The 7,632-nt window shown below is 60.3% G+C and carries 9 protein-coding genes; 5 read left to right on the top strand and 4 right to left on the bottom strand.

Annotation, left to right across the window (positions count from 1 at the left end):
• Positions 1-67: 67 nt before the first annotated feature.
• Both BLT73_RS16860 and BLT73_RS16855 read right to left on the bottom strand, forming a co-directional pair.
• Positions 68-376 (bottom strand): type II toxin-antitoxin system RelE/ParE family toxin, encoded by a 309-nt coding sequence (locus BLT73_RS16860; protein WP_090525755.1) that lies wholly within the window; start codon positions 374-376, stop codon positions 68-70.
• Complete coding sequence (locus BLT73_RS16855) at positions 373-633, bottom strand: CopG family ribbon-helix-helix protein (RefSeq protein ID WP_090525753.1); 261 nt, start codon at positions 631-633, stop codon at positions 373-375. Before BLT73_RS16855 ends, BLT73_RS16860 begins: the two co-directional genes overlap by 4 nt.
• A gap of 336 nt (positions 634-969) precedes the next feature.
• Between BLT73_RS16855 and BLT73_RS16850 the strand changes: the two genes are divergently transcribed.
• Positions 970-1,980: a replication initiator protein A gene (locus tag BLT73_RS16850; RefSeq protein WP_090525752.1), complete on the top strand. Its 1,011-nt coding sequence runs from the start codon at positions 970-972 to the stop codon at positions 1,978-1,980.
• Between the two features lie 3 nt (positions 1,981-1,983).
• On the opposite strand, the gene BLT73_RS17180 is transcribed toward BLT73_RS16850, so the two are convergent.
• Positions 1,984-2,421, bottom strand: a complete 438-nt coding sequence (locus BLT73_RS17180) for a helix-turn-helix domain-containing protein (protein WP_143025723.1) — start codon at positions 2,419-2,421, stop codon at positions 1,984-1,986.
• 222 nt (positions 2,422-2,643) lie between these two features.
• Here BLT73_RS17180 and BLT73_RS17175 point away from each other — a divergent pair, with 222 nt between their 5' ends.
• Together BLT73_RS17175 and BLT73_RS16835 are read left to right on the top strand one after the other, a co-directional pair.
• On the top strand, positions 2,644-3,510 hold the full coding sequence (locus BLT73_RS17175) for a hypothetical protein (RefSeq protein WP_143025722.1): 867 nt from the start codon (positions 2,644-2,646) through the stop codon (positions 3,508-3,510).
• Positions 3,511-3,856: 346 nt separating this feature from the next.
• Positions 3,857-5,056 (top strand): HNH endonuclease, encoded by a 1,200-nt coding sequence (locus tag BLT73_RS16835; RefSeq protein WP_090525747.1) that lies wholly within the window; start codon positions 3,857-3,859, stop codon positions 5,054-5,056.
• 333 nt (positions 5,057-5,389) lie between these two features.
• Here BLT73_RS16835 and mobQ read toward each other — a convergent pair whose 3' ends face one another.
• Complete coding sequence (mobQ, locus tag BLT73_RS16830) at positions 5,390-6,628, bottom strand: MobQ family relaxase (RefSeq protein WP_090525745.1); 1,239 nt, start codon at positions 6,626-6,628, stop codon at positions 5,390-5,392.
• Between the two features lie 155 nt (positions 6,629-6,783).
• On the opposite strand from mobQ, the gene BLT73_RS16825 reads away from it, so the two are divergent.
• On the top strand, positions 6,784-7,044 hold the full coding sequence (locus tag BLT73_RS16825) for a hypothetical protein (RefSeq protein WP_090525744.1): 261 nt from the start codon (positions 6,784-6,786) through the stop codon (positions 7,042-7,044).
• On the top strand, positions 7,041-7,598 hold the full coding sequence (locus BLT73_RS16820) for a hypothetical protein (RefSeq protein WP_090525743.1): 558 nt from the start codon (positions 7,041-7,043) through the stop codon (positions 7,596-7,598). The genes BLT73_RS16825 and BLT73_RS16820 overlap by 4 nt, the downstream gene beginning before the upstream one ends.
• The last annotated feature ends 34 nt before the right edge of the window (positions 7,599-7,632 follow it).

The following is a 7,632-nucleotide window of genomic DNA, read 5'->3' as shown; positions in this document are numbered from 1 at the left end:
GGTCGAGCAGGAGAACGGATCGAGCTTCTGTGCCTTTTGGCTCATTCGGCCGGATCAGTGAGCGGAATCAATCCGGCCAGTTCTCGGCGGGCCAGTCGCGCGATGTGTGGATCACCCGGACAATCGCCACGGCTTCTTCGCCGCCCGCCTGAGTGATCGCATAGGCGAGGATGTAGGGCAGGCGCGTCACGGATTTTTCGTAGGTGCCTGTCACCCGGCCCGGACGCCCTGTCGGCATCTCACCCAGAGCCCAGGCCGTTCTGTCGATGGCATCGGCCACGCGACGGGCTGCTGCTGGGTTGTCACGGGCAATGTAGGAAACCTGGTCTGCAAGATCGTCCAGCGCCTCGATTGACCAGCGGACCGGTCGGTTCATGCGGTGCCGCCTGCCGCATCCTCAATCGCTTGGCGCACGGATGCCATGGCATCCTCATGGCTGACCGTCCGACCGGCTTCCACATCCGCAAGCCCGCGCTCGATGCCTTCGATGATTGCCAGCTCGCGATCCACGTAAGCTTCCACCGCCTCGGCCGCGAGGAAGGATCGGCTGCGGCGTGTTCCATTCGCCAATCTCCCCAGCTTCGCTTTCAGCTGCGGATCGAGCCGGATCGTCATCGTCGTGCTGGCGGTCATGACCTGTTCTTTCTAAGCATGTGTACACCTGAACACATAAACCATTGGGTGGCTTCTGAAAAGAGCCGGTTGGGCAAAGCCCTAGTGTTAATAGTGTTACCTACGGAGTATGTTACGGACCCGAAAACCTCCCTTAACCCACTGGCCTCAAAAAAGGAAATTGTCCACAGGGTTCCGAAACTAACGAATCTGGGTTCCGAAACTAACGAATCTGGGTTCCGAAACTAACGAACGGATTTAGCTCCACGGTGGGGTCCTGATATAACGAACTTGACGAGCCTGCCGATCTGGCCGATGTTTGGTTCCTGATGTAACGAACTTCGCTAGACCAAACGGATGCCCCTACTCCCCGACAGACACCCCCAGAAGGACTTCTTCATCCTCGACATCTCCGATGTGGTGCCGAAGGACGATATGGCCTCGATGGAGCATCCCTTGTTCTCGCTCGCCACCAAGCCCGACATGCGCCACCTCGAATATCGCGGTGGCGACAACCGGCTGAAAATCGTGCCGTCTGGGGCCGGGCTGCCTACGATTTTTGACAAGGACATTCTGATCTTCTGCGTGAGCCAACTCATGCATCGAAAGAATCGGGGCGAGAAGATCGGCAAACGGGTGCGTTTCAGCGCCCGCGAGCTGATGATTACCACCAACCGCAAGACGGGCGGGGTTGAGTATCAGCGCCTGGAGCAAGCCTTTCAGAGACTCATGGGCACAACCTTCCAGACCGATATTCAGACCGGGAACAAACGCGAGACGCGCTTCTTCAGCTTGCTTGAATCGGGCAGCGGGTTCGTCATGAAAGAAGAGGGCAAGTGGCGGCTCGACTACTGCGAGGTGATCCTGTCCGACTGGGTGATGCGCGCGATCGAGGGCGGCGAGGTCGTGACGATCTCGAACGACTATTTCCGCCTGCGCCGCCCGCTGGAACGCCGCCTGTATGAGATCGGCCGCAAGCACTGCGGGGGACAGCCGAAGTGGCAGATCGGCCTCGCCAAGCTTCAGGAAAAAACCGGCAGCAACGCCCCTCTGAAGAAATTCCGGCTGAACATCCGCCAGATCATCGAGGACGATCACATGCCGTTCTATCGCATGGAGCTGGCCGCTGATGACCTGGTGATCTTCCGCCCGCGTTCTCCCAAGAGCGAACTCCTGCCCGAAATCACGCTTCCGAAGTGGGCCGAAGAAAAGGCAAGGACCATCGCCAGGGAGAAGGGCCGGGATTATTACGCCTTGCGCTCTGACTGGCTTGCCTTCGCACAGTCGGAAACGGCCAAGGGCAATCCGCCGAACAACACCGGCGCGGCTTTCGTCGCCTATTGCGGGAAACAGGATAGCCTGCGTTAGAAGCTACCCGAACAACCGCCCCCAGAACCCCTTGCGCGGCTCGGATGATGCTTGTGGCCGCAGATCGACCAGGAGCGCATGGAGCTGGTCTTCCTTGCGCTCCGCCCGCTCTGCCCTCTCTCTCAAATCCTCGATGCGCTGTTCGAGAAAACCGCGTTCGCGCTGGTCGGCCTGAACCTGGGCGCGAAGCTTCTCAACTTCGGCCTGCAACGCACTGGTTTCAGGGGGGGGTTCAGGTATCACAGCAGGGGTTGCAATTCGCTTCAAGGCACCGTTTCTGTGCCCGTTAGCATCCTTCCACCGTTCCAGCTCGGCCGCGTCGATACTGTAGGAACCATCATCCAGGCGTTTCGCGCTAAGCTTCCCGTTTTTTATGGCTCTGGAAAGCGTTGGCTTGCTGAAACCGGCCGCTTTCGCAGCTTCTCCTAGGGTGTAACTCATGGGTGTAACTGCTCGCTCTCAAGGGGTTGTAATTCGCCTCATCTACGTGTGAGACTTACAGTTACACACGTTACACCCTGTTGCCGCAATCTCCAAACGCCCCGCCGATCCTGCCTCCGATATTTAGTGTCTCCGACAGGATCGGCGGGGCGTTTCACAGCCGGAATTTCCGGTAGCGGACCTTCACTGCGGCACTTGTGAACTCACACAGCGCGGGACGAAATGGACTTCCGCTGCGCTATGGGCGAATGTCCGTTCAAATCCAGTAAGAGCGGGAAAACTGCGATGACCAGTGATCGGTCCGTTGAGCAAGATACGCCCGACAACTTTCAAGGCTTGGTGTCAGCAGGATCTGATATTGCCGGCGCGGCAGTAGGAAGTGCGCTTGGTTTCTTTGCAGCTGGGCCTGCGGGAGCTGCTGCGGGAGGAGCCGGCGGTGCTGCCGCAGCCCACACTCTGCGAAAAATTGGACAAGAAGCTTCAAACCGGCTGTTGGGGCCACGTGAAAAAGTCCGTGTCGGTGCCGCCGTAGCGATCGCTGCTGAGCACATTCGCGGTCGTACAGAACGGGGAGAAACGCCGCGGCAGGACGACTTCTTCGAGGAGAAGCGGAATCACCGAAGCGATGCAGAGGAGGTCGCTGAAAGCGTCTTGTTGCGATGTCAGAGAGAAGCTGAAGAGCGGAAGGTCAGGCTGATGGCGTTCCTGATCGGGAACATCGCCTTCAATGCTGATATCAACGTTGGGCTTGCTCACCAGCTTGTTCGGACAGCGGAAGAACTCACGTATCGCCAGCTTTGCATCCTAAAAATTGCTGCGATGATGGAAGATCGCAGAGCTTTGCATCAAGGCAGCTACCGGGAGCAGCAAAGCTTCGACAAGCCTTTGTATGGAGTGCTCTACGAGTGCTACGACCTCCATGTTCGTGGAATCATAAATTTCGGTGGCGCCGCTGTGCTGGGGCTGACCGATGTTGATCCCACTTCTATGAGGGTACAGGGAATGGGCGCTGACCTATTCAATGAGATGGGGCTGTCCACCATACCTCAGGCTGACCTTGATCCCATAATAGCGCAACTTTCTCGATAGCTTTTATCGGCACCCTCGAGTGGGTGTTCAAAAGAGGTGGGCCGGTCGTCGCAAGAGCGTTATTGCCAGAACGGTCATTTGCCGCGGGGCAAAAACCAGAGAAAGGGATCGCCGCTATCCTTCGCCACTGTGTGCCTGAGCGGCAGCACTGCGGGGACGCAATAGGCATTCGCTACGTAGTGCATGAAGACTCATCATATAGGTAATATTCTTTGCCAAGTCGCTGTGGGCCTCTTTCAATGCGCGACATCGATTTAGAGATCAGCTAATTACGGCTTCGTGAGCGTTCCTTCCTCGGTTGTGCGCGATCTTCTCACTATCGGCCCGAAAGCAGCAGGAGCATCTTATGTCCGTGGAACGAGAGTGCATTTACTGCGGACACGTGAAAGAGGCCGCCGCGTTCTCGCACGAGCACATCTGGCCCGATGCGCTCGGAGGCGATCATCTCCCCGACTTTTGGCAGACGGACGACGTTTGCCGAAGCTGCAACAGCATGTCTGGCGTTTTCGTCGATGGCGCGTTCATCAAGAGTTTTCCTGTAACCGAAGAGCGAGCGGACGACGCATTGAGCTACCTGTCACCGGATCAACCCACAGGGGCCCTTCCCCTTCATTATCTCGGTGTCGTTCAGAACGTGCGGCCTAAGGATGGCGAGGTCATCGACTTTTGGGTCACTATAGGCGCGAACGTGCTGCATATCAGGAAGGAGGAGGAAGATACGTGGAATGCCTACGCTGGAGGCGATCCGCGACGAAGCTCAAAGAAGTCCAAGGCAGGACGGGTCATCGTAAGCCTCACGTCTGCTGAACCCTACTGGGTTTGGACAAGTCTTCGATCCGTTCTTCAACACTTTCCCAAGGCGAAGCGGTTCGTTACCAACTTGGAACTTCCGGCGAACGCGACCAAGTTCCAAGAACTTGATCCTTCGGACACACAGCAAGCAGACGATTTACGCATCGTCCGCGAGTTTGAGGGACTGCGCGAGCGCGGCGAGCACATTCACAATCAGGTGGCAATCGCACCGCGCGCGGACGGACGGTTCCTTGCCAAAGTGGCGCTCGCGGTTGGTTATCAATTGTTCGGCTACGACTTCACCGCGACGGACTATGCAAAGGAACTTCGCAAAGGTTTCCGCGAAGCCGATCCAATGAAACGGCCTCAACTGAAAATATACGGTTCAGGCTATTTACGGGGTGTCAATCTTGGTCCGGTCGGTGATCAGCTACGATGGCCTGGAGGATGGCAGCTCGCGATTCTTCACCTGTCTGAGAAACTTGCTCTTGTAGCCACAGCACCGACCGGTCGCGTGATGTGCATTCAGATCACCGACGACGTTTCTCTGCTGGATCGCCTTGGCTCTGAGTACCGGGTTGGCGTGTGCTGGGTAACTGTCCCGCCCGCACAGACCGCAGTCGGGCCGATGGCCTACCCGGAGTACCTCGCACACATGATTGGGGCCATTCAGGTTCCAAGCCTGACCGCATTGGAGGCGCTCCGTGGTGATCCATCCATGTTGCCGAAGTCAGGATTGGAAGACACCGGATAGACCGGGTACTCAGAACAACAGCGCGTGCCGCTATGGTGCGCTCTCGTAGGACGGCCTAGTGAACGGTTCGGCTGTCGCGACAGCGTTCCTAGTGATCTTGGGAACATACCAGCTGACGGGTCCAGGACGTAAGGGGACACCACACCATGCTGCGACCGCGGTGCTATCACCGAAGCCGACATCCATGCTTTGCGCAGCATGAGGCAAGGTGGGCTCATTTGAGACCTTAGCCGCGAGTGGCGCGAAGGTCAGATAACGGAAGAAACAGGCGTGAGACGATAGCGCCCGACCGCCCCCAACAAGGCGGGGAGGGCGCAGGCCATCTGCGGCCGTCTATAGGCTGTGCCCTCGGTCGCGGTCACGGTTGGCAATGCTGTCCCGTTCCTTTTCGATCTCCTGCTGGCGCTCCAACTCACGCTCCCGTGCCGCGTCCTCTGCAACCTGCCGTTCCTCGGCTTCCCGGCCTTCGCGCAACGCCGCCGCACGGTCAGCCAGGGCCTCCCGGTCGATCCCCTGCGCCGCCTCGCGCAACCGCGCCGCCAGATCGTCCGGGGCGTCGCGGTCCGGCATAGCGGCGTCCGGTGTCTCTCGGTCGCGCTGCCGCGCCTCCCATGCCTCTTTGAGCCGTGTGGCAAGATCAGGTTCCTGGACCCGACCATCACGGCCCCCGGCAAGCGCCAGCTCACCCTGCCCCGATCCCAACCGGTCCAGCACCCGATCCGCCGCCCGATCCAGCCAGTCGCGGACATGGCTCGCCAGATCCCGCGCCAGTTCCATGACCTCGGCGGCACGGGCCTTGGCTTCGTGCCAGGCCCCGACACGGCCGACCTCGATGCCGCGCTCCTTCATCTGCCACGCGCCGGGGGAAAGCTGCGGCAGGGGCGGGCGGTCCAGCTCGATGGCCCTGACGGTCTCGCGCAGCTCCGCCCCTTCGTCACCACGCTCCCGCGCCGCCGCCGCCAGCTCAAGCGCCTCGTCGCGCTGCGCCACGAGTGTCCGGTGATCCACGCGGTCCTCGATGCCAACGCGTTCAAGGGCGGCATTGCTGTCCCGCGCCCAGGCTTCCCGCCAGCCTTCCAGCATGTCCTTGGCATTCCAGTCGCGGTTCTTGGCGGTGAAGCCCTCCGGGCCGATCTCACGGGTGGTCAGCAGGATATGCGCATGGTGGTTGCGCTCGTCGCCCTCGCGCCCCGGCGCGTGCAGAGCGATATCCGCCACCATGCCACGGTCCACGAACTGTTCCTGGGCGAACTCCCGCACCAGCGCGACCCGCTCGTCGTGGGTCAGCTCGGCGGGCAGGGCCACGCGCACCTCGCGGGCGACCTGGCTGTTCTTCCGGGTCTCGGATTCCTCGACGCGGTTCCACAGCTCGGATCGGTCACAGACCCAATCCGGCGCGTGATCTGGCGCGAGGATTTCGGTGTGATCGACGCCGCCGCGCTTGGCGTAATCGAAGGTCAGGCCGGTGCGCCTGTCTTCGATACGCTCCGCCACACGATAGGCGATAGCCGCCGTGGCGCTGCGGCCCTGCGAGCGGGAAATCATCGAAGCTCTGAGATGATAGATCGCCATTCGGGGCCGCACTTAGCTTAGGGGTCGAGGGGAAACGCCAGTCTCCCCTGCCCACACAAACGCACAGCGTTTGTATAAGTGGGCACTTCGTGTCTTGCACCTTACATCTCAAACAGCGAAAAAGGCAACACCGGCAAAAAGAACGAGGGCAGAAAATGGCGCGCAGCATCGACCAGCAGATCGCGGAAACGCAGGCCAAGCTCGCCCGCCTGAAGGAACGGCAGAAGGCCAGCGAAACCCGGCGAAAGATCATCGTCGGCTCGGTGGTGATCTCGAACGCACTCAGGGAACCGGAAAAGGCCCGCGCCCTTGCCGCCCTTTTGCGCCGGGCCGTCACCCGCGAGGTCGATCAGAAAGAACTGGCCGGGTTGATCGAGGAACTGGACCAGGCGGCGGAAAAGGCGGGCCGGTCGTGAGCGCGAAAGACCCGTTCCAGATACTGGCCGATGAGCTAACCCTGATCCGCAAGGACATGGACCGTCTCCAGCGCACCAGCCTCGACAAGGACGAGGCACAGGCCTTGCACCAGATCGTGGCCGAGGCGGTCGCGGACATGCGGAAGGCCACCAGAGAGACGCCACAGGCCCTCCAGAGCGCCTTGAAGGCCGACAGGGATCGGATGGCCCAGAAGGCTACGGAAAGCGCCACAGAGGCCGCTGAGCGCGCTCTGGGGGAAATCCGGGCACAACTGTCCCAGGAGCGCCAAAGGCTCACACAGGCCGCCGGAGAGGCCCGCAGAGAGGCGTGGCGCTATTTCGGCGGGTTTTGGGTCTGGCTGGCCGCCATGCTCGCCACAGGCGTCATTCTGGGGCTTGTGATCGCCTACGGAATGGAAACGGCCAAATCGGCGTTCTCGGTCGATGACCTGGTGCGCTACAACTGCGGCCGGTCATGGTTCGGGGGGCAGGTGGTCGAGCAGGAGAACGGATCGAGCTTCTGTGCCTTTTGGCTCATTCGGCCGGATCAGTGAGCGGAATCAATCCGGCCAGTTCTCGGCGGGCCAG

Origin of the sequence: Paracoccus isoporae, assembly GCF_900101865.1 — a bacterium.
In the GTDB taxonomy this organism is placed as follows: domain Bacteria; phylum Pseudomonadota; class Alphaproteobacteria; order Rhodobacterales; family Rhodobacteraceae; genus Paracoccus; species Paracoccus isoporae.
This window is presented reverse-complemented; position numbering and strand designations above follow the sequence as displayed.

What these genes read in the sequence shown, in the direction of transcription:
- BLT73_RS16860 (WP_090525755.1), bottom strand. Translation starts at nt 376, where the DNA reads ATGAACCGACCGGTCCGCTGGTCAATCGAGGCGCTGGACGATCTTGCA.
- BLT73_RS16855 (WP_090525753.1), bottom strand. Translation starts at nt 633, where the DNA reads ATGACCGCCAGCACGACGATGACGATCCGGCTCGATCCGCAGCTGAAA.
- BLT73_RS16850 (WP_090525752.1), top strand. Translation starts at nt 970, where the DNA reads ATGCCCCTACTCCCCGACAGACACCCCCAGAAGGACTTCTTCATCCTC.
- BLT73_RS17180 (WP_143025723.1), bottom strand. Translation starts at nt 2,421, where the DNA reads ATGAGTTACACCCTAGGAGAAGCTGCGAAAGCGGCCGGTTTCAGCAAG.
- BLT73_RS17175 (WP_143025722.1), top strand. Translation starts at nt 2,644, where the DNA reads ATGGACTTCCGCTGCGCTATGGGCGAATGTCCGTTCAAATCCAGTAAG.
- BLT73_RS16835 (WP_090525747.1), top strand. Translation starts at nt 3,857, where the DNA reads ATGTCCGTGGAACGAGAGTGCATTTACTGCGGACACGTGAAAGAGGCC.
- mobQ (WP_090525745.1), bottom strand. Translation starts at nt 6,628, where the DNA reads ATGGCGATCTATCATCTCAGAGCTTCGATGATTTCCCGCTCGCAGGGC.
- BLT73_RS16825 (WP_090525744.1), top strand. Translation starts at nt 6,784, where the DNA reads ATGGCGCGCAGCATCGACCAGCAGATCGCGGAAACGCAGGCCAAGCTC.